The sequence below is a fragment of the Bradyrhizobium sp. 139 genome (assembly GCF_023074175.1).
Classification (GTDB): Bacteria; Pseudomonadota; Alphaproteobacteria; order Rhizobiales; family Xanthobacteraceae; genus Bradyrhizobium.
Genome location: NZ_JADPKS010000052.1, coordinates 1 through 26,082, shown reverse-complemented (window position 1 = coordinate 26,082; position 26,082 = coordinate 1). Strand labels below are relative to the sequence as shown.

The 26,082-nt window shown below is 64.7% G+C and carries 29 protein-coding genes and 1 riboswitch; of the genes, 10 read left to right on the top strand and 19 right to left on the bottom strand.

Features of this window, described 5'->3' with window-relative positions; genetic code table 11:
* Window positions 1-200 precede the first annotated feature (200 nt).
* On the bottom strand, window positions 201-1,172 hold the full coding sequence (locus tag IVA80_RS14295; RefSeq protein ID WP_247430744.1) for a bifunctional riboflavin kinase/FAD synthetase: 972 nt from the start codon (window positions 1,170-1,172) through the stop codon (window positions 201-203).
* Window positions 1,173-1,403: 231 nt separating this feature from the next.
* Here IVA80_RS14295 and IVA80_RS14290 point away from each other — a divergent pair, with 231 nt between their 5' ends.
* The gene (locus IVA80_RS14290; RefSeq protein WP_007596883.1) at window positions 1,404-1,799 is read left to right on the top strand and encodes a response regulator; all 396 of its coding nucleotides are present in this window, start codon (window positions 1,404-1,406) and stop codon (window positions 1,797-1,799) included.
* 211 nt (window positions 1,800-2,010) lie between these two features.
* On the opposite strand, the gene IVA80_RS14285 is transcribed toward IVA80_RS14290, so the two are convergent.
* The 9 genes from IVA80_RS14285 to uvrC all read right to left on the bottom strand — a co-directional run bounded on the left by IVA80_RS14285 (window position 2,011) and on the right by uvrC (window position 10,787).
* Window positions 2,011-2,865, bottom strand: a complete 855-nt coding sequence (locus IVA80_RS14285; RefSeq protein WP_247430741.1) for a TIGR01459 family HAD-type hydrolase — start codon at window positions 2,863-2,865, stop codon at window positions 2,011-2,013.
* Window positions 2,866-2,880: 15 nt separating this feature from the next.
* Window positions 2,881-4,362: an EAL domain-containing protein gene (locus IVA80_RS14280; protein WP_247430738.1), complete on the bottom strand. Its 1,482-nt coding sequence runs from the start codon at window positions 4,360-4,362 to the stop codon at window positions 2,881-2,883.
* 148 nt (window positions 4,363-4,510) lie between these two features.
* Complete coding sequence (locus IVA80_RS14275; protein WP_247430735.1) at window positions 4,511-5,641, bottom strand: YihY/virulence factor BrkB family protein; 1,131 nt, start codon at window positions 5,639-5,641, stop codon at window positions 4,511-4,513.
* Between the two features lies 1 nt (window position 5,642).
* Window positions 5,643-6,230, bottom strand: coding sequence for a phage holin family protein (locus IVA80_RS14270; protein WP_247430732.1), 588 nt, complete (start codon window positions 6,228-6,230; stop codon window positions 5,643-5,645).
* 89 nt (window positions 6,231-6,319) lie between these two features.
* The gene (gene prmB, locus IVA80_RS14265) at window positions 6,320-7,279 is read right to left on the bottom strand and encodes a 50S ribosomal protein L3 N(5)-glutamine methyltransferase (RefSeq protein WP_247430729.1); all 960 of its coding nucleotides are present in this window, start codon (window positions 7,277-7,279) and stop codon (window positions 6,320-6,322) included.
* Window positions 7,279-7,761: a molybdenum cofactor biosynthesis protein MoaE gene (locus IVA80_RS14260; RefSeq protein ID WP_247430725.1), complete on the bottom strand. Its 483-nt coding sequence runs from the start codon at window positions 7,759-7,761 to the stop codon at window positions 7,279-7,281. Before IVA80_RS14260 ends, prmB begins: the two co-directional genes overlap by 1 nt.
* 3 nt (window positions 7,762-7,764) lie before the next feature.
* Window positions 7,765-8,016 carry a molybdopterin converting factor subunit 1 gene (gene moaD / locus IVA80_RS14255; RefSeq protein ID WP_011090205.1) on the bottom strand — a complete coding sequence of 84 codons (252 nt, stop codon included), beginning with the start codon at window positions 8,014-8,016 and terminating at the stop codon, window positions 7,765-7,767.
* Window positions 8,013-8,630: a CDP-diacylglycerol--glycerol-3-phosphate 3-phosphatidyltransferase gene (gene pgsA, locus IVA80_RS14250; RefSeq protein WP_247430722.1), complete on the bottom strand. Its 618-nt coding sequence runs from the start codon at window positions 8,628-8,630 to the stop codon at window positions 8,013-8,015. The genes moaD and pgsA overlap by 4 nt, the downstream gene beginning before the upstream one ends.
* 93 nt (window positions 8,631-8,723) lie before the next feature.
* On the bottom strand, window positions 8,724-10,787 hold the full coding sequence (uvrC, locus tag IVA80_RS14245) for an excinuclease ABC subunit UvrC (protein ID WP_247430720.1): 2,064 nt from the start codon (window positions 10,785-10,787) through the stop codon (window positions 8,724-8,726).
* A gap of 249 nt (window positions 10,788-11,036) precedes the next feature.
* On the opposite strand from uvrC, the gene IVA80_RS14240 reads away from it, so the two are divergent.
* A complete protein-coding gene (locus IVA80_RS14240) occupies window positions 11,037-11,660 on the top strand; it encodes an outer membrane protein (protein WP_247430717.1) in 624 nt (207 codons plus the stop codon).
* Window positions 11,661-11,733: 73 nt separating this feature from the next.
* Here the strand turns inward: IVA80_RS14240 and IVA80_RS14235 are convergent, their stop codons facing one another.
* The 4 genes from IVA80_RS14235 to IVA80_RS14220 all read right to left on the bottom strand — a co-directional run bounded on the left by IVA80_RS14235 (window position 11,734) and on the right by IVA80_RS14220 (window position 14,548).
* Window positions 11,734-11,949, bottom strand: a complete 216-nt coding sequence (locus IVA80_RS14235; RefSeq protein ID WP_247430713.1) for a cold-shock protein — start codon at window positions 11,947-11,949, stop codon at window positions 11,734-11,736.
* 251 nt (window positions 11,950-12,200) lie between these two features.
* Window positions 12,201-13,061, bottom strand: coding sequence for a 23S rRNA (adenine(2030)-N(6))-methyltransferase RlmJ (gene rlmJ, locus IVA80_RS14230; RefSeq protein WP_247430710.1), 861 nt, complete (start codon window positions 13,059-13,061; stop codon window positions 12,201-12,203).
* 203 nt (window positions 13,062-13,264) lie between these two features.
* Window positions 13,265-13,978 carry a ribonuclease T2 gene (locus IVA80_RS14225; protein ID WP_247430707.1) on the bottom strand — a complete coding sequence of 238 codons (714 nt, stop codon included), beginning with the start codon at window positions 13,976-13,978 and terminating at the stop codon, window positions 13,265-13,267.
* A gap of 105 nt (window positions 13,979-14,083) precedes the next feature.
* On the bottom strand, window positions 14,084-14,548 hold the full coding sequence (locus IVA80_RS14220; RefSeq protein ID WP_247430704.1) for a hypothetical protein: 465 nt from the start codon (window positions 14,546-14,548) through the stop codon (window positions 14,084-14,086).
* 182 nt (window positions 14,549-14,730) lie between these two features.
* On the opposite strand from IVA80_RS14220, the gene IVA80_RS14215 reads away from it, so the two are divergent.
* Window positions 14,731-15,036 (top strand): hypothetical protein, encoded by a 306-nt coding sequence (locus IVA80_RS14215; RefSeq protein WP_247430701.1) that lies wholly within the window; start codon window positions 14,731-14,733, stop codon window positions 15,034-15,036.
* Window positions 15,037-15,080: 44 nt separating this feature from the next.
* Window positions 15,081-15,611 (top strand): DUF3617 domain-containing protein, encoded by a 531-nt coding sequence (locus IVA80_RS14210; protein WP_247430698.1) that lies wholly within the window; start codon window positions 15,081-15,083, stop codon window positions 15,609-15,611.
* Between the two features lie 85 nt (window positions 15,612-15,696).
* On the opposite strand, the gene IVA80_RS14205 is transcribed toward IVA80_RS14210, so the two are convergent.
* From IVA80_RS14205 to IVA80_RS14195, 3 genes are read right to left on the bottom strand one after another with little or no spacing between them, the layout of a single operon-like run.
* On the bottom strand, window positions 15,697-17,085 hold the full coding sequence (locus tag IVA80_RS14205) for an ATP-binding protein (protein ID WP_247430695.1): 1,389 nt from the start codon (window positions 17,083-17,085) through the stop codon (window positions 15,697-15,699).
* 25 nt (window positions 17,086-17,110) lie between these two features.
* Complete coding sequence (locus IVA80_RS14200; protein WP_247430692.1) at window positions 17,111-17,842, bottom strand: response regulator transcription factor; 732 nt, start codon at window positions 17,840-17,842, stop codon at window positions 17,111-17,113.
* Window positions 17,839-18,306 carry a MarR family transcriptional regulator gene (locus IVA80_RS14195; RefSeq protein ID WP_162307826.1) on the bottom strand — a complete coding sequence of 156 codons (468 nt, stop codon included), beginning with the start codon at window positions 18,304-18,306 and terminating at the stop codon, window positions 17,839-17,841. Before IVA80_RS14195 ends, IVA80_RS14200 begins: the two co-directional genes overlap by 4 nt.
* A gap of 411 nt (window positions 18,307-18,717) precedes the next feature.
* On the opposite strand from IVA80_RS14195, the gene IVA80_RS14190 reads away from it, so the two are divergent.
* The 5 genes from IVA80_RS14190 to IVA80_RS14170 all read left to right on the top strand — a co-directional run bounded on the left by IVA80_RS14190 (window position 18,718) and on the right by IVA80_RS14170 (window position 22,978).
* Window positions 18,718-19,800 (top strand): branched-chain amino acid aminotransferase, encoded by a 1,083-nt coding sequence (locus IVA80_RS14190; RefSeq protein ID WP_247430685.1) that lies wholly within the window; start codon window positions 18,718-18,720, stop codon window positions 19,798-19,800.
* A gap of 214 nt (window positions 19,801-20,014) precedes the next feature.
* The gene (locus IVA80_RS14185) at window positions 20,015-20,539 is read left to right on the top strand and encodes a DUF2314 domain-containing protein (RefSeq protein ID WP_247430682.1); all 525 of its coding nucleotides are present in this window, start codon (window positions 20,015-20,017) and stop codon (window positions 20,537-20,539) included.
* Window positions 20,540-20,587: 48 nt separating this feature from the next.
* Window positions 20,588-22,072, top strand: a complete 1,485-nt coding sequence (gene hisS, locus IVA80_RS14180) for a histidine--tRNA ligase (RefSeq protein ID WP_247430680.1) — start codon at window positions 20,588-20,590, stop codon at window positions 22,070-22,072.
* Between the two features lie 55 nt (window positions 22,073-22,127).
* Window positions 22,128-22,376 carry a tautomerase family protein gene (locus IVA80_RS14175; protein ID WP_256467393.1) on the top strand — a complete coding sequence of 83 codons (249 nt, stop codon included), beginning with the start codon at window positions 22,128-22,130 and terminating at the stop codon, window positions 22,374-22,376.
* Between the two features lie 197 nt (window positions 22,377-22,573).
* Window positions 22,574-22,978, top strand: a complete 405-nt coding sequence (locus IVA80_RS14170) for a hotdog domain-containing protein (protein WP_247430678.1) — start codon at window positions 22,574-22,576, stop codon at window positions 22,976-22,978.
* A 129-nt stretch (window positions 22,979-23,107) separates the two neighbouring features.
* Here the strand turns inward: IVA80_RS14170 and proC are convergent, their stop codons facing one another.
* Both proC and IVA80_RS14160 read right to left on the bottom strand, forming a co-directional pair.
* A complete protein-coding gene (gene proC, locus IVA80_RS14165) occupies window positions 23,108-23,935 on the bottom strand; it encodes a pyrroline-5-carboxylate reductase (protein ID WP_247430676.1) in 828 nt (275 codons plus the stop codon).
* A 214-nt stretch (window positions 23,936-24,149) separates the two neighbouring features.
* Window positions 24,150-24,650: a YbjN domain-containing protein gene (locus tag IVA80_RS14160; RefSeq protein ID WP_247430673.1), complete on the bottom strand. Its 501-nt coding sequence runs from the start codon at window positions 24,648-24,650 to the stop codon at window positions 24,150-24,152.
* A gap of 410 nt (window positions 24,651-25,060) precedes the next feature.
* A riboswitch (FMN riboswitch) is annotated at window positions 25,061-25,235 on the top strand.
* Between the two features lie 77 nt (window positions 25,236-25,312).
* Here IVA80_RS14160 and IVA80_RS14155 point away from each other — a divergent pair.
* Complete coding sequence (locus IVA80_RS14155) at window positions 25,313-25,906, top strand: 6,7-dimethyl-8-ribityllumazine synthase (protein WP_247430670.1); 594 nt, start codon at window positions 25,313-25,315, stop codon at window positions 25,904-25,906.
* Window positions 25,907-26,082: the final 176 nt, after the last annotated feature.

The following is a 26,082-nucleotide window of genomic DNA, read 5'->3' as shown; positions in this document are numbered from 1 at the left end:
GGCTGACTGGCTCGGAAGGGCGCGGGAATGGATGGCGAACGGAATCGCGGGGGTGAGACGACGAAATCCCGGTCTTGCGCCGAGCCGAAGGCTCAGGCGGAAGCCGGGCTGCTAATTCCTATGATGCGCCGCGCAAACATGGGCTCTCCATAGCAGCCGGGCGGAGGAAGCGCAAAAGGTTCGGCGAGCCGTTTTCGGTCTCAATCGATCGCGCCAAGCCGCGGAAACGCGTTCGGGGCGGCGGCCAGCATGGCCTTGGCGCGGGCGGAATCGTCGTCCATCTGGCGGATCAGGGCATCCAAGCTGTCGAATTTCAGCTCCTCGCGGATGAAGCCGACGAAAGCGCAATCGAGGGTCTGGCCGTAGAGGTCGCCCTTGAAGTCGAACAGGAAGATTTCCAGCAGCGGGGCGCCATTGTCGAAAGTCGGGCGGCGGCCGAAGCTTGCCACCCCGTCCAGGCGCTCGGTGCCGCGACCGACCCGCACGGCGTAGATGCCGTGCTTGAGGCCGCAATTGGCATCGAGACGGATATTGGCGGTGGGATAGCCGAGGTCGCGGCCACGCTTCTCGCCGTGGACGACCTCGCCGGTGACGAACCAGGGGCCGCCGAGCATGGTGGTGGCGTCGTCGAGCTGGCCTTCGGCGAGCGCGATCCGGATGGCGCTGGAGGAGACCGGCCGCTCGTCGATATCGACATGCGGCTGGACGTCGATCTCGATGCCCAGCCGGGGCGCCTCGTTGGCCAGCAGGCTCGGCGAGCCGACCCGTCCCTTGCCGAAATGGAAGTCGTAGCCGACGGCTATGCCGCTCACCCCGAGACGCCCGATCAGGTCATGGTGAATGAAATCTTGCGCGCTGGTCCCAGCCCTGGCCTTGTCGAACGTCATGACCACGGCGCCGGCAAGCCCGGTGCCGGCCAAAAGCCGCAGCTTGGCCCGCTCATCCGTCAGTCGGAATTGCGGGGTGTTGGGGCTGAAGAACCGGCGCGGATGCGGCTCGAAGGTCAATGCCAGCGCAGGGCGGCCATGCGTCCGGCCCATTTCCAGGGCCGCTGCGATCACCGCGCGATGGCCGAGGTGAACGCCGTCGAAATTGCCCATGGCAACCACGGCGCCCCTCAAAATCGCGGAATCCGGCGTGGAGTCGCGGATAACGGTAAAATGCGGGACCATCAGGGGAATTCTCGAAGCGGCAGGACCGATCGGACCGTGGCTTGACCGGCTGGATGAAGTCAAGCGGCAGGGCGGCGGCCGCATTGGAACATGATTTCAGTCCTTCGCAGGCGCCCCCGATTAACGGGCTGTTTAACGCCTTGGTGCTAGTGCTTGGAACGCGGAACAGCGGGGCTGCGGCCCGGCGGGTCCGATCGTAATATTTCCTGGGTTTGCGTTGGGGGAGTCGAGATGGCGGTTGATTTGTCGATGTCGGTTCTGGTGGTTGATGACTACAGCACCATGATCCGTATCATCAGGAATCTCCTGAAGCAGCTTGGCTTCGAGAATATCGATGATGCAAGCGACGGTTCGGCGGCGCTGAACAAGATGCGTGGCAAGAAGTACGGGCTCGTGATCTCCGATTGGAACATGGAGCCGATGACGGGTTACGACCTGCTGCGCGAGGTGCGCGCGGATCCGAACCTCGCCACCACGCCTTTCATCATGATCACCGCGGAATCGAAGACCGAGAACGTGATCGCGGCCAAGAAGGCCGGCGTGAACAACTACATCGTCAAGCCGTTCAACGCGGCGACGCTGAAGACCAAGATCGAAGCGGTCTTCCCGGACATGGCGAGCGCGTAAGCGCGGGCCTGACCGAACAACAATCTTCCATCAGAAGCGTCATGCCCGGGCTTGTCCCGGGCATTCACGTTTGTGGACGCGCAGGGAAGACGTGGATGGCGGGGGCGCACGGCCGAGCGGCAGCGACGCCGTCGTTCTGACGGCTATGCCCGGCCATGACGGCGATTGCTCTCAGAAACTGGTCTAAGCTCGCGTCGTTTCGACGCCGCCGTCACCACTTCAATTCGCGCATCAGAGCCTTCGGTGGGTGGCCGAACAACTCCATCACCGATTTCGGGTCGAGCTGGTCGAGGCCCTCGAACTCCTCGGCATGGATGCCGCGGGTGACGAACAGGCAGTCGATGCCGAATTCGCGCGCGCCGGTGAGGTCGGTGCGGACGGAATCGCCGATTGCCAGTACCTTCTTCCGGTCGATCTGATGGCCCTGGCGCTCGCCGGCGAGCGCCATTGCGCGCTCGTAGATCGGGCGATGCGGCTTGCCGTAGAAGATCACCTCGCCGCCGAGTTCGCGGTAGAGTTCCGCGATCGCGCCGGCGCAATAGATCAGCCGGTCGCCGCGTTCCACCACGATATCAGGGTTGGCGCAGACCAGCGTCAGCTTGCGCTCGCGCGCTTTCAGCATCATGCCGCGATAGTCTTCCGCCGTTTCGGTCTCGTCGTCAAAGAGGCCGGTGCAGACGATGTAGTCGGCTTCTTCCAGCGGCGCGGTCGTCGCATCGAGGCCGCGATAGATCGAGTTGTCGCGCTCGGGTCCGAGCCAGAACATCTTGCGGCCGGGATGCGCGGCGACATAGAGCCGCGTCAGGTCGCCCGACGAGACGATCGCATCATAGGTCTGGTCGGCGACGCCGAGCTTGCGCAATTGCCGTTGGACGGAGTCGGCCGGGCGCGGCGCATTGGTGATCAGGATCACCGTACCGCCATGGCTCCGATAGGTGTGCAGCGCCTCGCAGGCCTCGGGGAAGGATTCCAGGCCGTTGTGGACGACGCCCCAGATGTCGCTGAGCACCACGTCTACGCCGCCCACGAGCTCGCGCAGGCTTTGGGCGAAATGCAGCGTGGTCATGATGCGTGCGGCCGATCAGATGCGGCGCGCGAGCGCCGCGTTGCCGGTGGTGCGCTGTGACGGAGGCGCGGCCGGCGTCGCGCCTGGGCTGGGGGAAGCGGAGCCATTGGATCCCTGAATATCCTGCGCCTGGTGCGGCGAGGTCCCGCCGGTAGCAGAAGCTCCGTCCGGCCGCAATGGCCGGGGCGGCGCGAACAGGAATCCCTGGCCGAACCGCACGTCATAGTCGAGCAGGTCCACCACCGCGCGCTCGCCCTCGATCCGTTCGGCGATCAGGTCGATGCCGAAGCGGCCGAGCAGGTCGGACAGGTCCGAGGGATGGATGTCCGAGGTCGATGCCTGCCTGGGGTCGAGCAGGAGGGACGCCGGCACTTTGATAAAGCGCACGCCGCGGTCGGCGAGCTCGCGCGGCTCGATCCTGAGGTCCGTGACATGGTCGATCGAGAAGCGGAAACCGCGCTGGGCGAGCGCCGCGAGATTCTCGGTCTCGGCCGGGCCGAGATTGCGGAAAGTCGACTGCTTGAACTCCAGCACCAGCGATGGCGCCAGCGCCCGGTTGGCTTCGAGGAAGTCGAGGCACTGTGCAAAGACGGTGGAATTGCCGAGCGTGGAGGCCGCGACGTTGCAGAACAGGCCGACATCGTTGTTGCGCACCATCAGGCGCCGCAGCACCTGCACACAGCGCAGCATCACCATGTTGTCGATGCGCCCGATCAGCCCGGAGGCCTCGGCGATGCTGATGAACTCCTCGGCGGCGATCAGCTGGTCGCGTTCGTTGCGCAGGCGCGTCACGGCCTCGTAGAACCGCACCTTGCGCTGCGGCAGCGTCACCATCGGCTGCAGAAAGATATCGATGCGGTTCTCGTCGATCGCGTTGCGAAGCATCGCCAGCAACTGGGTCTGGTTGCGTCCATCGGCCGCTTGAAACGAATTGGCGGTCTGAACCGCCGGCGCAGCCCGCGGCGGCGCTGCCGGGAGCGGGGGAGGGGGAGGGGCAACTGGCCGCTCCTCAGGCATTGCGATCAGGTCGATGGGCGCCTCCGGTTCCGGCCTCGCGACCGGGATCGGGCTAGAGGCCGGCGCGGGCGCGTTGCCGGCCAGCAGATCCTCATGGGTGGACACGGTGGTGGCGAGCTGCCTGACCAGGCTGCCGAGCTCGTTGATCTCGCCGACCACCGACTGGATGCGGTCGGAGTTGGTCGAATTTGACGAGGCGATGCGCCCCTCGATCGCAGCGAGCCGGCGGCCGAACTCGGCGACCTGGCGGGCGAGGTCGGCAGTGCCGCGCGACAAATCGGCGATCTGACCGCCGACGTCGCTGCGGTCGCGCAGCCGCATCGAGACTGCGTTGTAGAGGATCAGGAAGGTCAGCGCGGTCAGCGCCACGATGGCGGATTCGGTTCCGCTGATGCCGGCGACCGAGTAGAGGACAAGCCCGAGTGAGGCGGCGACCAGAACCATGCAGATGGCGATGAAGATCGTCGAAATGCGAATCATGCCGCGCGTTACGCCTTAAAGAGCTGACTGCCTCACCCGGGAAAACACGGGTCAATGTGCGAACCCGTCACGCCTCATGCTCCCCCAAGCGAGGCGACCTTAACATCATTGTTGATTCGAGGGGATAGCGGCCTGTTCGCAGCTCACCTCAAAAGGGCGCAGCGGCGCCGACCGTGTCGGCCGAGACGGCCTCGCGGCTGCCGAGGGGCTTGGGTCGGCCGGTTGTCGTATCCCGCAGGGTCTGCCGCTCGATTTCCGAGTTCAGCTCGGCCCCGAACATGATGACGATGGCGGACATCCACATCCACATCATCAGGCCGATCGCCGCGCCGAGCGAGCCGTAGGTCGCGTTGTAATTGGCGAAGGCCGAGAGATACCAGGACAACAGCGCCGAGCCGGCAATCCAGAGGATGGCGGCCGTTACCGCGCCGAGGCTCAGCCATTGCCAGCGCGGCGCATCGCGGCTGGGTGCGAAGCGGTAAAGGACGGCGAGCGCCACGAGCAGGATCAGGAACAGGAGCGGCCATCGTGCCAGCGCCACGATCAACTTGCTTTCGGGTGCCATGCCGAGATGATTGAGCGCGAGCGGGAAGGCGACCACGGCAGCGACCATCAGCAAGAGCGCGGCGATCCCGCCGACCGTGAAGGCCAGCGACACCAGGTTCAGCTTGATGAAGCTGCGCTTCTCGCGCTCCTCATAGGCGACGTTGAGGGCGTCGAAGATGGATTTCACCCCGGCATTGGCACTCCAGATTGCGAGCACGAGGCCGGACAGGAAGGCTGCGCCCAGCGCCGTATGGCCGTTCGAGACCACGCGCGCGACCTGATCTTCGACGATCTGGAACGCGCCCTCGGGCAGCATCATCGCAAGCGTCTGAAGGTTGTCACTGATCGTCGAGGGATCGGCGAATAGCCCGTAAGACGAGACGAGTGCGGTCACGGCGGGAAAGATCGCGAGCAGCCCGAAGAAGACGACGCCGCCGGCGGTCGCAAGCAGGCGATCCTCGTCGATGCGCTGATAGGTGCGCCAGAAGATATCCTTCCAACCGGCCCAAGGGATTGCGAAGGGGCTCTTCGAGCGCCGGCCGTGGCCGGGCTGCGTGGCTGCGCCTGCAGGGCTCGTTTCCGGTGAACTTGCTTCATGATTGCGATGGCCTTGCGGAGGCCCCGACCGGATGAGGCCGGACTCCTGAAAGTAGCGTTCCGCAGTCAGCACGAAGACGGCCGTGGCGGCGACCAGCAACACACTGTCGAGCTGCTCGGCGTGCCGCGCTGCCATTTCAGGCGTCCAATCCGTGACCGTGCCGCCGCCGGCGCGCGGCCGTGAAGCCCAGCAGCCCGACGGCTGCGAGCATCAGGCCAAGCTGCACGGGCCGGTTGGTCCGAGCCGACAGGGCGTTGCCGCCATGGCCGCGTTCGCCCGGCGCGAGCGGCACCAGCGGAATCGTGGTCGCGACCTCTTTCACCGCCTGCTTGACCGTTCCGCGTGGGATCCGCGGGGTCGCGATCGCAACGCGCATACGGCTGGCAAGCGGCACGATTGGCTTGGTCCGACGCTTCATTTGGGCCAAAGCCGCCCCGGCGCAGGATCCGGCCAGCACCAGGAGCACGGCCGCGACGGCACCAAAACCCCAGAATTGTCCGTAGGTGATTGCAATCCAGCGGTAGAGGGCGATCAGGCCGACAAAGAAGGTTGCGATCACGAACAGCCCAGCCACGGCGAACAGTCCCGCCGCGACCGCATAGGACGTCGCCCGTCCCGTGGCCTGGCTGGTGCGGTCGCGCATGTATGATTGCGCGGCGCGCTTGAGATGGTTGAGCTTGAGCGCCATGCCGGCGCGCAGCAATTCACCCGATGGCGCAAGCATGCAGACATCCTCCGAGAGCGAGACGTTCGTCGGGGGATGAACGTGGCGGAATTTGACTTGTTCCGCCGGAGCGCAATTGCGGTAATGGATCAGCCGAGATCGGCGGCTGCGATCCAGAATACCTCGCCCGCGGATTCCTCGGTGTCCAGCCAGAGCAGCGGCAGTTCCGGAAAGGCCTCGTCGACCAATTCGCGGCCGCGGCCGATCTCGCAGATCAGCCCGCCACCCGGTGTGAGGTGGTCGGGCGCGTCGCGCAGGATCCGGCGCACCACATCGAGACCGTCGGCACCGCCGTCGAAGGCGAGCTTCGGCTCGGCCCGGCATTCCGGCGGCAGCGCCGCCATGCCTTCCGCATCGACATAAGGCGGGTTGGTGATGATCAGGTCGTAGCGCGCCTCGCCGAGCGGGGCGAACAGGTCACCGCGATGCAGGCTGATGCGTTCATCCAGCCCGTGCTCGCCGACATTGCGCGCGGCCACCTCGAGCGCGCCCTTGGAGATGTCGATGGCGTCGACTGCGGCGTTCGGGAAATGATGCGCGGCGAGGATCGCGAGACACCCTGAGCCCGTGCAGAGATCGAGCACGCGCTCGACGGCCGTGGGATCGTCGATCAGCGAGCCCGCCTCGCCTTCGCCGCCGAAATGCGACTCCAGCAGTTCGCCGATGAAGGAGCGCGGAACGATCACGCGTTCGTCGACATAGAAGGGCAAGCCGCGCATGTAGATCTTGTTGACGAGATAGGCGGCCGGCTTGCGCGTGGTGACGCGCTTATGGATGAGGTCGAGGACGGTATTGCCCTCCGCGGCCGTGACGCGCGCGTTGGCAAAAACCTCGAACTGCTCGGGATGCAGATGCAAGGCTTCACAGACCAGGAAGGCCGCTTCGGCGACCGGATCGGTCGTGCCATGGGCAAAAGCGAGCCTGGCCTCGATGAAGCGGCTCACACCGTAGCGGACGAAATCGATCAGCGTCAGAAGCTCGCCGCGGCCGACCTTTGCGAGCTTTGGCGCGGCGCGGCTGCGCGCAGCCTTCTTGGATGCTCTTGCCATCAGGATCGGGTCCAGCGTGCGGCCGCCTCTTCGTCGCGGGCCTGGGCCTCGACCCAGCCGTCGCCGGCGGCGCTCTCTTCCTTCTTCCAGAACGGCGCGTTGCTCTTGAGGTAATCCATCAGGAATTCGGCGGCCTGGAACGCCGCCTGGCGGTGCTGCGAGGCCGTCAGCACCAGCACGATGTTCTGCCCCGGCATGAACCGCCCGACGCGGTGGATGATGGTGACGCCATTCAGCGGCCAGCGCGATGTAGCTTCGTCGGCATGTCGTTTGATCTCGTCTTCCGCCATGCCGGGATAGTGCTCGAGCGTGAGCGCGGCGATGTTCGCGCTGTCCTCGTCGCCGCGGCAGATTCCGGAAAAGCTCACGACCGCGCCGATGTCGGTACGGCCCTTGGTCAGGATCGCGATCTCGCGCGCGATGTCGAAATCGTCTTCCTGGATACGGATCGTGACGGGGCAGGTGGTGACGGCAAGGGTCATGGCCTAACCACCGGTCATCGGCGGGAAGAACGCGATCTCGCGGGCGCCCGCGATCGCGGCGTCCGATTTGACATGGGCATGGTCGATCGCGGCGCGGATCACCTTCGGCTTCTCGAAGGCATAAGCATAGGCTTCGCTCCGGCCAGACAGCCAGGCGATCAGCTCCTCGACGGTGCGCACGGTCGCGGGCGGCTCGATGGTCTCCTCGGCCTTGCCGACGCGCTCGCGCACCCAGGCGAAGTACTTCACCTTCATCCCTCGTCCTCCTTGATGAGGTGATGGATGCCGGCGCGGAAATAATCGTAGCCGGTGTACATCGTGAGGATCGCCGAGGCCCACAGCAGCGCCAGTCCGATCATCGAGACCATGGGCACCACCTCATCGCCGGCCGGGCCAGCGAGCAGGAAGCCGATGGCGATGAGCTGAACGGTCGTCTTCCACTTCGCAAGCTTTGTCACGGGCACGCTCACCCGCAGCGCGGCGAGATATTCGCGCAGGCCCGAGACCAGGATTTCGCGGCACAGGATCACGATGGCGGCCCACAACGACCATCCATGAATGATGCCGTCGGCGGCCAGCATCAGCAGGCAGGAAGCGACCAGCAGCTTGTCGGCGATCGGATCGAGCATCCGGCCGAACGCCGATTGCTGATTCCAGATGCGCGCGTAATAGCCGTCGAGATAGTCAGTCACCGCGGCGGCGATGAAGATGGCGACCGCCAGCCAGCGCAGCCAGAGCGGGCCGTCCATGATCGACTGCGCGTAGATGCATCCGACCACGACCGGGATCGCGGCGATCCGGCCGTAGGTCAGGATATTCGGGAGGGACATCGCGCGGCTGGTCGTCCCTCGTGTCGTGGCGATGTTCATCCGTCCTACCAATACCGCTGGTGCTCTAAGGTCAACCGCCCGTCCCCAGATGGGGGCGGGATGCGACGACCATATGACCCGGTCCCCTTTAGTTCATCCCGGCTGGGGATGGAAATACTCGAAAATCCTGCGGGCGCTCTCCGCGCTCACCCCCGGAACCTTGCCGAGATCGACGATCGAGGCCCGCTCGATCTCCTTCAGAGTTCCGAAATGATGCAGCAAGGCACGTTTGCGTGACGGGCCGATGCCCGGAATCTCCTGCAAACCGGCCTCGCGGATGTCCTTCTTGCGCAGCGTGCGATGCGAGCCGATGACGAAGCGGTGCGCCTCGTCGCGCAGGCGCTGGATGAAGTAGAGCACGGGGTCGCGCGGCTCCAGCTTGATCGCCTCGCGCTCCGGCATGAACAGGGTTTCGCGGCCGGCATCCCGGTCCGGTCCCTTGGCGACCGACATCAACGACACCTGGGCCAGCCCCAGGGCTGCGAAGATCTCGCGGACGGCATTGAGCTGGCCGCGGCCGCCGTCGATGATCACGAGGTCCGGCCATTGCGGGAAGTCATCGTCCTTCGCCGTGGCCACGCTGACCTCGGGCGGATTGATCAGGCGCTTGAAGCGCCGCTCCAGCACCTCGCGCATCATCGCGTAATCGTCGCCGGGCGTGAGCCCTTCCGACTTGATGTTGAACTTGCGGTACTGGTTTTTCACAAAACCGTCGGGGCCGGCGACGATCATGGCACCGACGGCATTGGTGCCCTGGATGTGGCTGTTATCGTAGACTTCGATGCGCTTGGGCGCATGCGGCAGAGCCAGCGTCGTGGCCATGGCGTCCAGCAGGCGGCTCTGGGTCGCGGTGTCCGCGAGCTTGCGGCCGAGCGCCTCGCGCGCATTGGTCAGCGCGTGGGCGACCAGCTCCTTCTTCTCGCCGCGCTTGGGCGCGGTGACCTCGATCTTGTGGCCGGCCTTGATCGAAAGCGCGTTGGCGAGCAGCTCGCTCTCCTCGATCTCGTGCGAGAGCAGGATGTTTTTCGGCGGCGGCTTATCGTCGTAGAACTGGGCGAGGAAGGACCCCAGCACTTCTTCCGGCGTAAAGGTCTTCTCTGCGCGCGGGAAATAGGCGCGGTTGCCCCAGTTCTGTCCGGTGCGGAAGAAGAACACTTCGACGCAGGAGAAGCCGCCCTCCTGGTGGATGGCGAACACGTCGGCTTCTTCCACCGTGCGCGGATTGATGCCCTGCTGCGACTGGATCGCCGACAACGCGGCGAGGCGGTCGCGGTACAGCGCCGCGCTCTCGAACTCGAGCTCGCCGGAGGCCTTCTCCATCTCGGCGGCAAGCTCCTGCTTCACCGCACGGCTCTTGCCGGAGAGGAAGTCGGTCGCCTCGCGCACCAGCGTCGTATAGCCGGGGAAGTCGATCTCGCGCGTGCAGGGACCGGCGCAGCGGCGGATCTGGTAGAGCAGGCAGGGCCTGCTACGGCTCTCGAAGAAGGAATCGGTGCAGGAGCGGATCAGGAACGCGCGCTGCAAGGCGGTGATGGTGCGGTTGACGGCGCCGGCGGACGCGAACGGGCCGAAATAGCGGCCGGGGCGGGACTGCGCGCCGCGATGCTTGAGGATCTGCGGCGCCCAATGATCGCCGGTGATCAGGATATAGGGAAACGACTTGTCGTCGCGCAGCTGCACGTTGAAGCGCGGCCGGAGCTGCTTGATGAGGTTGGCCTCCAGCAGCAGCGCTTCGGTCTCGGTATTGGTCGAGACGATCTCCACGGTAACCGTGGCTGCGATCATGCGCAGGATACGCGCCGGCTGCGGCGCACTGAGGCGCGCATAGTTGGACAGCCGCTTTTTGACGTTCTTGGCCTTGCCGACGTAGAGCACGTCGCTGTTCGCGGCGAGCATGCGATAGACGCCAGGCGACGTGGGGGCGAGCCGAACCGCGCGCTCGATCGCCTCATGGCCGGTCGCCAGCGGCTCTTCGCCGACCGCGCCGCTCTCTTCCAGGATATCCGGCAGCCGTGCCTCGTCCTCGTCGTCGCCGCCGGTGGTGGCGGGATCGAGGTCCGGCGGCGCCAAGCTCTCCGGGGGGGCGTCGGTCGCCGTGCCGCGCCTGGATTTGCGCGCGCGTACGTCGTCCGGATTGTCGGTGGAATCGTGAACCATGGTGCGAATTTAAGCGCTGGGAGTGCCGATTTGAAGTTCCGGCCATGCCGCACGCACAGGATGGCGTGCAGTTCCCGGTAACGCTTCCTTAAGTCTGTTAAGGGCGCAGTAACGGGTCTTAACAGCCCTTTAACTTAAAACTCTCGATAAATCCTACGCGAAAAGGTCTTGGTTCCGTAACCATGCGAGATGGCCCGGCGCGGCGGCGCAGGCATCGCACCCGGTTCGGCAGTTGCGTTGGAGAGTGCGATGAAGGGGGTCGTTGTAGGCGCAGCCGCGTTGGTTGCAGCCGGCTGGACAGCTTCGGCAGAGGCCGCCGATCTCAACTACGGGCAGCGTGCGCCCTACACCGTCAATCAGCCGCTCAACGCCTATAGCTGGGCGGGCCCGTATCTCGGCGCCAATCTCGGCTACGAGTGGGGCTCGGTCAGCAACAATCCCGCAAAGCCGTCCGGCTTCGTCGGCGGCGTGCAGGCCGGCTACAATTTCCAGAACGGACCGTGGGTGTTCGGTGTCGAGGGCGACATCCAGGCCGCCGGTGCCGACGACACCTTCGCGCCGTGGAAGTTCTCCAATCCCTGGTTCGGCACGCTGCGCGGCCGCGCCGGCTACGCCTTCGGCAACGTGCTGTTCTACGGCACCGCCGGCCTCGCCTTCGGCGAGCTGCGCGGGCAGACATTCGGCTGGACGGAGTCGCACACCACCGCAGGCTGGACCATTGGTGCCGGCGCGGAAGTCGGTTTTGCGCCGAACTGGAGCGCCAAGCTCGAATACCTCTACATCGATCTGTCGACGAGCCAGTTCGCAATCACAGGGGTGTCAAACGGCTATAGCGCCAGCGTTGTGCGCGCAGGCGTGAACTATCACTTCTGATAGCTGAAGAAGAAAATACCGGACTACAGCCTTCCGGCCGCTTGCGGCCGGGATTTTTTTTGAGTCAGGCTCGCTAGGCGAGGATCACGAGATCGACCGCCTTCGGTCCCTTCCCCTTCTTGTCCGGCTCGACTTCGAAAGTAATACGCTGTCCTTCGGCAAGGTCCTTCAATCCGGCCCGCTCCACAGCGGTGATGTGAACGAAGACATCGCGACCGCCGTCGTCCGGCTTGATGAAGCCGTAGCCGCGCTCGCCGTTGAAAAACTTGACCGTTCCCGTCATGGCCATCGGGAAACTCCCCCTCATTGCTCCTCCGCCGCGACGCAGACTCACGTCACGGCATGACCGGACCTTACGAAGCCCGGGAGCTGGCCATCCTTGGGCGGACTTTTCAGTCCGGCCGGATCTTTCTTAGGGCCTTCACTCCGCCGCAACCATTCGCGGAAGCGGAACGTAAAGCCAGTCACGGAAGCAGCATAATACGGTTCTTTGCAGATTGACCACCGCTACTGCATCTTTTTCCCAAGAATGCCGGAGTGTTACGGCCTCGGCACCTCTAATCGGAATCTGGCAGCGCCGCCCTGGCCGAGTGGCATTTCCAGCTCGGGCAGGATGGTCTTGAGCTCGCCGTGCAGCGTGTAAGGAGGATTGACGATCAGGAGCCCGGAGGAGGTGAGAGCTCCGCCGTCGGCTTGCGGCGCCACACTGAATTCGAGGCGCAGGCATTTTCCCGCCGGCTTTGCTGCGGCTGCGAGCCGCGCCACTGATTGCGCCAGCGCGTCGGTGGCGCGCCGGCTCTTGGCAGGATACCAGATTACATAGATACCGGTCGGCCATTTCACGAAAGCCGCCGAGAAGGCCTCGCCCAGCCTTTCGAACTCGTCCTTTGCCTCGAATGGCGGGTCGATCAGCACCAGCCCGCGCCGTTCCTTCGGCGGCACGAAGGCCGGCAACGCCATCCAGCCGTCGAGATCGACCACGCGGGCCTGCTCGTCGCGGCGCAGCACGCCGATTAGCGCCTTGCGCGCTTTCGGCTCGAGCTCGCAGGCGACGAGGCGATCTTGTGGCCTGAGCAGGCCGCGCGCGATCAGCGGCGAGCCCGGATAGGCCTTGAGCTCGCCTTTCGGATTGTAGGCGCGGACGATGTCCATATAGGGCTTTGTCAGCGCCACGGCCTCGTTCGACAGGCGCGCCTGCATCAGCCGCGCGATGCCGGTCAGCCATTCGCCGCTACGGCGCGCCTCGTCGCTCTCGAGATCGTAGAGGCCGGCACCGGCATGGGTGTCGATGACGCGGAATGCCCCTGGTTTGTCCTGGAGGTAGGTAATGATGCGCGCGAGCACGATGTGCTTGATGACATCGGCGAAGTTTCCGGCGTGGAAGGCGTGGCGGTAGTTCATGGAGCGACAGTTACGACATCAGGCGATGAAAGTAACTGCCGTCATTTCAGGGCGGTGCGCCAGCGCCGAACCCGGAATCCAGCCACCGACAATGTGGACGGATGGGTTCTCAGATGCGCAATTGCGCATCATAGTTCGCGCTTCCGCCTTCGCCCTTCGGCGGACAAGTCGTGCGCCCCGGAATGACGATCTGAGGTCTCGCTCTACCCACCTCTGATTGGGGGCATCGTCACCTGGTCGCGGCGGCAGGCGCGGCGCTCGATCTCATCGCAGGCCCGGAATTGCAGGTCCTTGCTGAGGCAGATGCGCACCTCGGAGAGCCGGGTCCGGTTGCAGGTGACCGAGACGGCCGCGTTGCTCAGGCCCGCATTGGCCTTGACGAAGGCTTCCTCCACCTCGCCCGGCGCCACGGTCTTGGCCTGCGACAGTTCGAGATATTCCGCCGGGATCTTGATCGCGGCGCGCGCCTTTCGGATCGTCTCGAAATAATTGCGGCCGTCGAGCCCGGAGCAGGTGCCGTGCTTGTCCCACTCGTTGAAGATCAGGCCCGGCGCCGGCATCAGGTCGAGCATCGAAGAGACGATGCTGCGGTTCAGCCGCGGCGACGGCCGCTGGCAATATTCGGGGAAGCCATTCTCATATTGCGGCCACAGCCCGTGCACCACGAACGCGTAGGGCCGCCCGTTGCACTGCATCTGCGAGCGGCCGCCGCCACGGTCGCGCTCGGACGCCTCCTCGCAGAACGAGGGCGACCATGACAGCGACAGCACGTAGAAATCGAATTCGCCGGGCGCGTTCTGCCGTTTATCCTGGGCCTTTGCGCCGCCCGGCAGCGAGACCAGCCCGGCGGCAAGAACCAGGGTCAGGCCCAGCGAGAACATCAGGCGGGAGAACGAATGCAATCTGGAATGAAACATGGCGACGCCCCTCAACTACACTGTGCAGTCGAGCCTAGCAGGCGATAAGAACATTTCAAGAACAAAATTCAGGCGGCGCGCGCGTCCGGGCGAGCCGTATGCGAATCAGGGCTTGGCAGCCCGGCAGGCCGGATTGTACGCCCAGTCGCGGTCGAGCCCGACCACGCACCACTCGACGCCATTGCCGTAGCCGGCGAAGCCGCCATCCTCGATGATCGAGAAGTGCACCTTGCGCATCTTGCCGTCATTGAGCATCGCTTCACCCGTGCAGTAGCGGCGCGGAACATTGTCGGACTGCCAAGGCCGGAACGCGGTCTCGTGAACCGCAGCGAAGCCCGTGATCTTCAAGGAAGAATTCCAGAAAGAGCTTTCCTTCTCCCAGAACTGGGTGGCGATCGTCGGCAGCGCCTTGTCGCAATCGGCGACGTTGCCATCGTAGCGCGGCCCGCTCAGCCAGAAGTTCAGCTCCAGCGGGTTGGCGGCCCTGGCCTCACCGAACGACAGCGCACCGAACAGGAGGCCGAGCACGGCGGCAAAGCGGAGCGATTTCAGGGAGGTCAAGGCGTGCATGGGCAATCCGGACAGCATGATCTGCGAGGATCGGACGGTGCCGTGAAGGCCGGGCGGGGTCAAGTGCAGCGCGGCAACACTTGGCGACGAGTTGACCATCACGGCGCAGCCGGCAGGGCTTCAGTTCTTTGCACTTCCATCCCGGCACCGTAAACTGGCGCCAGCCAATTGGAGTAACGGAAATGCGAATCATTGCGGCCGCGGGCTTTCTTGCCGGCCTGGTTGTCTTGGGTGTGATGGCCGGCCAGCCGGCGCGCGCCGATATCCTTCCGGTGCCGCCGTTCAAGGGCAACGATACCGGCGGCATCATCGCCTATTCGATGGCGGCCCAGGTCGATGCGCGGCAGGTCGCGGTCGATCACTGCGCGCGCTACGGCAAGGTCGTCAAGTTCCTTGCGGTTCAGGCCTATGAGGGCAGTTACATCTCGTTCTCCTGCCGCTGGGTTCCCTATGGCGCCGCCGACCAGCCGGTCCGCACGCTCTACTGAGGCGCTGTCGTAACGCCGCAATCTCTCAGCCGGGAGCCTCTCACATGACGCGCAAACTCGTTTTGCTCGGCTCGGCCCTTTGCATTGTCCTGTCGGCAGGCAGCGTCAGCGCCGACGATCTGCCGGTGCGCAAGGCTGGTCTCTGGGAGTTGAAGATGGTCAGGACCGGCACGCCCGTGCCTGAGATGACCATGCAACACTGCACCGACGAGAGCGTCGACAAGGAGATGAACAACAACATCTCCCCTATGGCCAAGCAGATCTGCTCCAAGCAGGACATTAAGAAGACCGCGACCGGCTATGTCAGCGATTCCGATTGCAGCGTCGCCGGCATCAGCACGACCTCGCATGCCGAGATCACGGGCGATTTCAACTCGGCCTATACGGTGAAGACCTCATCACATGTGCAAGGCGGCGCCGTCGGCGCAGCAGGCCGCGACACCACCATGACACTCGAAGCCAAGTGGCTCGGCGCCTGCAAGCCGGAGCAGAAGCCCGGCGACATCGTGATGCCCGGCGGATTCAAGATGAACGTGCGCGACATGGACAAGTTGAAGGCGTTGTTGCCGAAGTAGGTGAAACTGTAGCCCGAAATCCGGGGCTCGTGCACCACGACAGCTGGCCCCGGATTACGCCGCGCGCTCCATCTGGGCTACACGCCTATACCGGTATCCTCACACTCGCCCTTAATCCCCCCATCGGGCTGTCGCCGAGGGTGATGTCGCCGCCATGCGAGCGGGCGATGTCGCGGGCAATGGCGAGACCGAGGCCCGTGCCGCCTTCGTCCTGGTTGCGGGCGTTGTCCAGCCGCAGGAATGGCTTGAACACTTCTTCGCGCAAGTGAGCGGGAATCCCGGGGCCGTCGTCGTCGACCGTGACCGTCAAATAACGGTGATCGCGCTGGCCGGTGATGGCAATGCTCTTGCCGTAGCGCGCGGCGTTGGTGACGAGGTTGGCGAGGCAGCGCTTGAACGAGGCCGGCTTCACCGTCACCACGGGCAGGCCGTGGAACGCCACGGTCGCGGTGTGGCCATGGCGCTCGGCGTCGCTGCGCAGCTCCTCGAGCGCCTGCGCCATGTCGGTCGGCTGCGACTGCTCGCCGGAATCGCCACGCGCAAACGCAAGGTAATCCTCCAGCATCATCGACATCTCGTCGACGTCCTTGCGCATGCCATCGAGTTCGGGGTTGTCGCCGATCAGCGCCAGCTCGAGCTTGAACCGCGTCAGGATCGTGCGCAGATCGTGGCTGACGCCGGCGAGCATCGCGGTGCGCTGCTCCATCGTGCGCTCGATGCGCGATTTCATTTCCAGGAAGGCCACGGACGCGCGCCGCACCTCGCGCGCGCCTCTGGGGCGAAAGTTCGGTGCCTCGCGGCCCTTGCCGAAGCTTTCGGCGGCGTCCGCGAGCCGCAGGATCGGCTTGATCTGGTTGCGCAGGAACAGCACCGCGACGATCAGCAAGATCGAGGACGTGCCGACCATCCAGAACAGGAAGATCTCCGAGTTCGAGGCATAGGCGGCGCTGCGCTGCGCGAACACGCGCATCACGGCATCGTCGAGCTGGATCCGGATCTCGACGACGTTGGAGCGGCCGACCGTGTCGATCCAGAACGAACGTCCGATCTGGCGGCCGAGCTGCACCGACAGCGTCTGGTCGAGCAGCGAGAAGAACGGCTTTGGTCCCGGGGGCGGCATGTCGCCGGCGGGCAGGAAGTCCACCACGAGCCCGAGGCGCTGCTGGGCGATGCGGCGGATCTGGTCGCGATCCTTGTCCTGCGGATAGCCCTTGTAGACGTCGATCAGCGCGGCGATGTCCTGCACCACCGCAGCCGACAGGCGGCGCGTCACCGTGTTCCAGTGCCGCTCCATGAACACGAAGGCGACGACGGATTGCAGCACCACCATCGGCACGATCATGATGAGGAGCGCACGCGCATAGAGGCCGGTCGGCATCCAGCCTTTGAACGCGTTGCCCATCCAGCCATTGGCGGCGGAGACGCGGCCGGCGGCGCTCCTCAACAGCGTCAGGCCGGTATCGATCGTGCTCATCGGTCGCGCTTCACTGCTCTGAATTTTATGGCGAGGCCACCAGGCGGTAGCCGATACCGCGCACTGCCTGGAGGAACAGTGGATTGGCGGGGTCGGTCTCGATCTTGCGCCTGAGGCGGTTGATCTGCACGTCGACCGCGCGCTCGTTGACGCTGCCATTGCCGGTCAGAGCGCTGCGCGGCACGGTCTCGCCCGGCGTCTCCGACAGGATCCGCAGCATCTCACGCTCGCGATCGGTGAGATGGATGACCTCCTCGCCCTGGCGCAGTTCGCCGCGATCGAGATGGTAGACGTAAGGGCCAAACGCGATCTTCTCCACCGTCGCGGACTGCGGCGGCGGCGCGGCGCGCTTGAGGATGTTGTTGATGCGCAGCGCAAGCTCGCGCGGCTCGAACGGTTTGGCCACGTAATCGTCGGCGCCGATCTGCAGGCCCTCGATGCGGGCTTCGGCTTCGTGCCGCGCCGTCAGCATCACGATCGGCACCGAGGAGGACGTCCGGATGAAACGGGCAAGATCGAAACCGGTCTCGCCGGGCATCATGACGTCGAGGATCAGAAGATCGAAATGCAGGCCGAGCAGCTTCGAGCGCGCATCGCCGGCGCTCGCCGCGGTGGTGACGCGATAGCCTTCGCCGGCGAGAAAGCGTGACAACAGGTCGCGGATGCGGCGGTCGTCGTCGACCAGCAGCAGATGCGGTGCATCGTCGGCCGGTTGCACCGGCGGGCGGGCGAGCGTGGCAGCGAGCGGCACGGTCACTCCTTGGTGTCTTGATTGACGGAGGCGAAGATCGTCTCGAGCACCTTGTCCGGATCGTCGCGGTCGATCATCGCGCGCAGGAAGCGCTTGACGGTCTCGGCATCCTGCGGAGCCATCTCGGCGAGCGCCTTGGTGATCCGCGTGGTCTGGAGCCCGGCGAGCTTCTGCACCAGGGCTTCGCCCTTCGGCGTCGCGTAGAGCAGACGCTGGCGGCGGTCATTGTCGCCGGTCTTCTGTACGATATAGCCCTCGTCCAGCAGCTGCTTGAGCACGCGGCCGAGCGACTGCTTGGTGATGCGCAGGACGTCGAGGAGGTCGGCGACCTTGAGGCCGGGATAGCGGTAGACGAAATGCATGACCCGGTGATGGGCCCGGCCGAAGCCGAATGCCTCCAGCTCCTGGTCGGGATCGCCGACGAAATCGCGATAGGCGAAGAACAGCAGTTCGATAATATCCCAGCGCAAATTGCCTCCATCGTCTGCGGCCGGCCGCGGCTCGGCAGCGTCTTGAGAGGGAGTCGCGAAATTTATGTCAGGCATATTGACGTATCTTGGGTTCAATGTTACAAAACGATCAGCCCACACGAAATTTTAGATCGCTCGCAGCGGGTGGCATTTTCAAAAGCGGCCGGAGAGTGCCTGACAGGCGGCGACGGCCGGATCAGATCTACCGTGCGATTGTCGAGCGGCATTTCGGCAAAACATACTGGACTTCCGTCTTCCGCAAAAGCATGTCCTCGGCGATATGCTGGCCGTGGAAACCGGCCGTAACAAGGCTGGCGGCGGTTCGGCCAGAAACCTAATCAAGCCAGCCGGCCCGAAACAGGGTAGGCCGGCGCCAGAGCAGCGCCGATACGGACAGCGGGAGCCAAGGACATGAGCATGACATTCGACATCCAGCCCGCATCCAATCCGACGTCCGAGAAGGACCGCGTGGCCAAGCTGGTGGACCCCGGCTTCGGGCGGGTCTTCACCGATCACATGGCGATCGTCCGCTATAACCAGGCCAAGGGCGGCTGGTACGAGGCGCGGATCGAGGCGCGCGCCAACTTCCAGCTCGATCCCGCCGGCGCCGTTCTGCACTACGCGCAGGAAATCTTTGAAGGCCTCAAGGCCTACAAGCGTGACGACGGCGGCGTCAACTTGTTCCGCCCAGACGCCAATGCGCGGCGCTTCAAGGACTCGGCCGATCGCATGGCGATGGCGCAGCTGCCCGAAGATGCCTTCATCGAGGCGGTCGAGCAGGTCGTGCGCATCGACCGCGCCTGGATTCCGGACGGCGAGGGCAGCCTTTACCTGCGTCCCTTCATGATCGCGAGCGAGACCTTCCTCGGCGTGAAGCCGTCGTCCGAATACATTTTTGCGGTGATCGCCTCGCCGGTCGGCTCCTATTTCAAGGGCGGCCCTGCACCAGTGTCGATCTGGGTGTCGGAGAACTACACACGCGCCGCGATCGGTGGCACCGGCGCCGTCAAATGCGGCGGCAACTACGCCGCGAGCCTGCGCGCCCAGGCCGAGGCTATTCAGCACGGCTGCGATCAGGTCGTGTTCCTCGACGCGATCGAGCGCCGCTACATCGAGGAGCTCGGCGGCATGAACGTCTTCTTCGTGTTCGAGGACGGTTCGCTGTCGACGCCGCCGCTCGGCACGATTTTGCCGGGCATCACCCGCGACTCCATCATCGCGCTGGCTCGCGATGCCGGCAAGACCGTGCGCGAGGAGCCGTACTCGCTCGACCAGTGGCGCAAGGATGCGGCGAGCGGCAAGCTGAAGGAAGCGTTCGCCTGCGGCACCGCCGCCGTGATCTCGCCGATCGGCAAGGTGCGCTCGGTGAGCGGCGATTTCGAGATCAGCGGCGGCGCCGCCGGCCCCGTCGCCATGGGCCTGCGCAAGCAACTCGTCGACATCCAGTACGGCCGCACCAACGATCCGCACAACTGGATCAAAAAGGTGTCGTGAGGTCTCGTGTCCCGGACGCGCTGCAGCGTGAAACGCTGCTGCGCAGAGCCGGGACCCATCTCGCCGCGGATGGACCCCGGATCAGCAGCGCACCACGCCGCCAAGCGGCGGCGCGTTGCGCAGCATCCGGGGAACGCCAGCCGGCATGCCATGAACTCGCTTGCACGACCGCGCGACAAAGTCCGAGACATCGAGGCATCCGGACATCGCAATCATGGCTTGCACGCTTTCCAAACCCCTGAAATGGGTCGCTCTCGCCGCGATCACCGGCGTCACCGTCTTCGGTATCCTGACCATCGGCCCCAAGCCGGAGGTCTCGGCCGAGGACCGCTCGCCGATCGTCGACGTGCGCACCACCGACCCTGAAATGAACACCGCGATCGCGCGCGCCCGCGGCACGCTGCCGACCTTCTGGGCCTCCTACGAGGCGCCAAAATCGTCGGAAACCGGGCATTCCCTGAAAGTGCGCTTTTCCACCCGCAAGGGCGGCGAGCACATCTGGATCGCCGAGGTGAAAAAGCAGCCCGACGGGACCTATTCCGGCTTCTTCGCCAACGAACCGCGCGATCTGCCGGGCAAGCGGGCAGGCGATCCGGTCAAGTTCACGGAGGCCGACATCTCGGACTGGATGTTCATGCGCAACGGCAAGATCGTCGGCGGCGAAACCATCAAGCCGACGCTGAAATCGCTGCCGAAGGCGGATGCGGATGCCCTGAGGGCGCGCATGGAGCAGCCGTAGGGCAAGCCAGCGGTTGCCGCACCCCGCGTCGGCTGGTAAACGCCGCGCATGGCCGAAAAATCCAAAAAACCCCAGAAACTGAAGGCGCGCCTGCCGCGCGGGCTCGAGGATCGCGATCCCGCCGCGATCCGGGCGACGCGCGAGATGGTGGAGAAGATCCGCGCCGTCTACGAGCTCTACGGGTTCGAGCCGGTGGAGACGCCGGCGATGGAATACACCGACGCGCTCGGCAAGTTCCTGCCCGACCAGGATCGGCCGAACGAAGGTGTGTTCTCGTTCCAGGACGACGACGAGCAGTGGATTTCGCTGCGCTACGATTTGACCGCGCCGCTCGCCCGCTATGTCGGCGAACGATACGGGACCGACAGCCTTGTCCTGCCCTATCGCAGCTATCGGGTCGGCTACGTGTTCCGCAACGAAAAGCCCGGCCCCGGCCGCTTCCGCCAGTTCATGCAGTTTGACGCGGATACGGTCGGAACGGCGACGCCGGCGGCGGATGCCGAGATCTGCATGATGGCGGCGGACACGATGGAGGCGCTTGGGATAGCGCGCGGCTCGTACGTCGTGAAGGTGAACAATCGCAAGGTGCTGGACGGCGTGCGTGACGCGCTGGGCATCGTTGATGACGGTCAGTGGCTCACGGTCATGCGCGCGATCGACAAGCTCGATCGGCTCGGCCTTGACGGAGTCAGGCAGTTGCTCGGCGCGGGTCGCAAGGACGAGTCCGGCGACTTCACCAAGGGCGCCGGGCTGAAGGACGACGATATCGCGCTCGTTGTCTCCGCCATCGAGCCGAACAAGGACGCGCCGATCAATCCGCGCCTCAGCGCAAGCGCGGTCGGGCAGCAGGGCCGCGACGAACTCGACCAGATCAGCAATCTCGTGACGGCCGCAGGCTATGGCGAAGATCGCATCAAGATCGACCCCTCCGTCGTGCGCGGCCTCGAATACTACACCGGCCCCGTCTACGAGGTCGAACTCCTGCTCGACACCAAGGACGAGAAGGGCCGCCCCGTGCGCTTCGGCTCGGTCGGTGGTGGCGGGCGCTACGACGGCCTCGTCTCGCGCTTCCGTGGTGAGCCGGTGCCGGCGACCGGATTCTCCATCGGCGTGTCGCGGCTTCAGGCCGCGCTGACGCTGCTCGGCAAGCTCGACACGCGGCCGGAGTTCGGACCCGTCGTCGTCACCGTGTTCGACCGCGACCGGGTCGCCGACTACCAGAAGATGGTGGCGGCTCTTCGCACCGCAGGCATTCGCGCCGAACTCTATCTCGGCAATCCCAAGAACATGGGCAACCAGCTCAAATATGCCGATCGCCGCAACGCGCCCTGCGTCATCATCCAGGGCTCCGACGAGAAGGCGCGCGGCGAGGTGCAGATCAAGGATCTGATCGAGGGCGCCAAGGCGGCCGCCGCGATCGCCTCCAACCAGGAATGGCGCGAGAGCCGCCCGGCGCAGTTCTCGTGCAGCGAAGCCGATCTCGTGGCCAAAGTGCGCGAAGTCTTGCGCCGCCATGACGTAACGTGGGGATAGCCATTCCGGCAGGCCGTCACGCCCGGGCTTGTCCCAGGCATCCGCGTCTTGTTTGATGGCGACCGTCAATGGCCGGTGTTCGGCCACAAGGGAGAGAACGATGCCTGAGATCACCGTCAGCATGGCCGTGGGCCGCACCGATGAACAGAAGGCCGGCATGATGCGCGACATCACCCAGGCGCTGGTGAAGAATCTCGGCGTCGATGCCGATGCCGTCGTCATCCAGATCAACGAAGCCCCGCTTGCCCACAAGATGAAGGGCGGCAAGACCTTCGTGGAACGGGCGGCGGCCGCGAAGAAATAGTCACTCCTGGTTCGGCAACTACAGGCGTCGTCCCGGACAAGCGTAAGCGCAGATCCGGGATCCATGGCCACAGCGAGTGGTTATGGCGCGAAGCGATAACTCCGGGTTTCCCGTAACCGCGACTTGCTGTGGTTATGGGTCCCGGATCAGCGCTCACTACGTTAGCTTGTCCGGGACGACACCGTGTGTGAGGCAGCATGGACGCACGCGACTTCATCAAGGTCGGCATGAACGCCGAGCGTACGCTGGTGGTGCCGGCGGAGCGCACGGTCGGGCATTTCGTGCCCGGCATGCCTTTTGTCTATGCGACGCCGATGATGATCCTGGAGATGGAGATGACGTCGGGTGATGCGATCCGCGCGGCGCTGAGGCCGGGCTGGGTCACGGTCGGCACCGAGGTCGACATCCGCCATCTTGCTGCAAGCCTCGTCGGCGCGACGGTGCGGACCACCGCAAAGGTGATCGCAGTCGAGCGCCGTGTCATCCGCTTCGAGGTCGAGGCGTTCGAGGGCACCCGCAAGCTCGGCGAGGGCCGCCACGCGCGCGGCCTCGTCAATGTCGAGATGTTCAACAAGCGGTTGGGGGCAGGCTCGAATGCGTAAAGAATCGTAGGGTGGGTTAGCCCTGCGGCTGCGCGCAGTGCAGTCCGCTGGCGTAACCCACCAACTTCGTTCCGCAGCGCTGAAGCATGGTGGGTTACGGTTTCGCCTAACTCACCCTACGGCACCTTACTACTTCGCCAATTCCTTCGACCGCTTGGTCGCTGCCGCGATTGCGCGGATCATGAGATCGCGCAGGCCGGGCTCGTCCATCAGCACGCCGAGGGCGGCGGCGGTGGTGCCGCCGGGGGAGGTGACGTTCTGGCGCAGCGTGCTGGAGGGAAGTTCGGATTGGTGCAGCAGCTCGCCGGAGCCGGCGACGGTTTCGCGCGCAAGCTTGGTCGCCAGCGCCTCGGGCAATCCGGCCTCGACGCCGGCGCGGGCGAGCTCTTCGGCGAGTAGGAACACATAGGCCGGGCCCGAGCCGGAGACGGCGGTGACCGCATCCATCAGGCTTTCGTCCTCGACCCATTCGACCGAACCGGTGGCGCGCAGCAGCGCATCGGCCACCGTGCGCTGTCCGGGGCTGACGTTCTTCGCCGCGACGGCGACCGTGATGCCACGGCCGATCGCGGCCGGCGTGTTCGGCATCGCGCGCACCACGGCGCCGCCGCAGATGTCCTGAAGCGATGCGATCGTGGTTCCCGCCATGATCGAGACCACCGCAGTGTTGTCGGAGACGAAATGCGTCAGCTTGGCGCCGACCTCGCGGAACATCTGCGGCTTCACCGCGACGACCAGAGTCTCGACTGTGCCGGCGGCCTTTGCGTCGGGATTGAGCACAACGCCCTTGGCGGCAAGCGCGGTGATCTCGGACGAAATGTGTGGATCAATCACCGCGACGCGGCGCGGATCGAGCCCGCCGGCCAGCCATCCGGTCAGCATCGCGCCGCCCATCTTGCCGGCGCCGGCGAGGAGGATGGTGCTGGTGATGTTTTTAAGAGTGTTGTCGTTCGTCACTGCGGTCACCACAAACAAAGCTGTCGTCCCGGCAAAGGCCGGGACCCATAACCACGACTGGTTCTAGTGGATGGAAGGCAGAGCAACAAGCATCGCGCGATACGGTGAAATCACGCGGTATGGGTCCCGGATCTGCGCTTCGCTTGTCCGGGACGACACGGAGAGGGAGCCGTGGCTCCACTGTCTTGGGGAGAGACTTGCTTGGAGCGCGCCCTTACGCCTCTCCCGCCGTGTCGAACATCGCCGCGTCCATCGCTTCCGTGGTGGTCTTGCCGGCCCACACCACGAACTGGAACGCCGGAAAATAGCGCTCGCAAGCGTGGATCGCACCGGCGAGCATGGCTTCGCATTGCGCGGTCGAGGCGGTGAGCCCACCCGGCAGCACCAAGGCCTGACGGTGCATGACCATGCCGGTGTTGGTCCACAGGTCGAAATGGCCGACCCACAATTGCTCGTTGACCGCGGCGACGAGCCGCTGCACCTCGCTCCGCCGCGCGACCGGAATCTTCATGTCGAACGCGCAGGCCAGATGCAGCGCCTCGATCTCGCCCATCCAGGTGAAGGAGATCTGATAGTCGGTCCATTGTCCCTTGGAGACAATCGTGAGCTCGTCTTCGCCGGAACGTTCGAACGGCCAGTTGTTGCTGGCGGCGATATCCTCGACCACCGCGAGCGGATGGCTTTTGGAATCGATGGTGCCTTCGAGCAGGGACATGCCGTCTCGACCTCTTGCCTTTTTGTTGTCTTTGATACGCACGCGGTTGTCCGGCGCGCGCTCCCCCAATATTGCTGAGGCGATCCGTTCGGAGTCGCTCTCGCGATCCCGGGACCAGCGCGGGCTTGTCGCGGATCAAGTGATGTGATTTGCGGAATCTGCGCAACTGGCTGCCGAGTCCGTCCACAAGCCAGGACTCGTTCGTCCACAGCTGATCTCCGCCACAATTGTTAACGGATGAGAACAAACCGGAATCGGATTCGCCGATGACGCGCCAATCGTTAAATTCCGCCGCGTGACGACTGGGCCGCCATGGCGGCATGGGACCAAGCGGTTTTTCCATGCGGAACGCGCTTGCTGCGGCCGCCGGGCGGCGTCATATTCCAGTCAGGCCGTTCATCCCGGGCGGCCGATGTTCTCAGGGCGGGGTGAAAGTCCCCACCGGCGGTAAGGGTCGCAAGGCCTAAGCCCGCGAGCGCCTTCCCGAAGGGTCTTCCTGAAAAGGATGTTTCCCGAAGGGAAGGGTCAGCAGATTCGGTGCAACTCCGAAGCCGACGGTTAAAGTCCGGATGAAAGAGAACGGTCGGTGGCAGACGCATCGGAAGATGCGGGTGTTTGTCGTTCCGTGTGCCCTGATTCTGGTCCTTAGAAAGAGGAAAGCCATGAATCAGATGTTGCAAGATCCCCAAGCCCAAACTTCACAAGTCCAAACTTCCCAAATCGAAGCGTCCCAGACAACCCAGCCGCCGGTTCCAGTGGATCCGCCGGCGCCAGAGCATCCGCGCTTTGCAAAGCCGCAGCGAGTGGCCTTCGTGCAGGCCTGCTGGCACCGCGACGTCGTCGAGGAAGCCCGCATCGCCTTCGTCAAGGAGGCGGAAGCGCGCCATCTCACCCATGTCGACGTGTTCGAGGTGCCGGGCTCGTTCGAGATCCCGCTGCATGCGCAGGTGCTCGCCAAGACGCGGCGCTACACCGCAATCGTCGCCGCAGGCCTGGTCGTCGATGGCGGCATCTATCGCCACGAGTTCGTCGCCGACACCGTGATCAAGGCATTGATGGACGTTCAGTTGCGCACCGAAGTGCCGGTGTTTTCCGCGGTGCTGACCCCGCAGCAATTCCACGAGACCGAGGTGCATTACGATTTCTTCCGCAAGCACTTTGCGATCAAGGGCGTCGAGGTCGCGGAAGCCTGCGCCAACACGCTGCACGGTCTCGAACGTCTGCGCGGCCAGGTCGCCGCGGGGATCGTGGGGTAGGCAGATCGTCGTAGGGTGGGCAAAGCGCAAGCGTGCCCACCACTTCCCTGCCAACAAAGAAGGTGGGCACGGCGCTTCGCGCCTTTGCCCACCCTCATATGGGGATTTGTAAGTCAAGCCTGTTCGATCTGTCCGGGTAAGGGACTTACGATAGGAGGGCGGCGCGCGGAGCCATG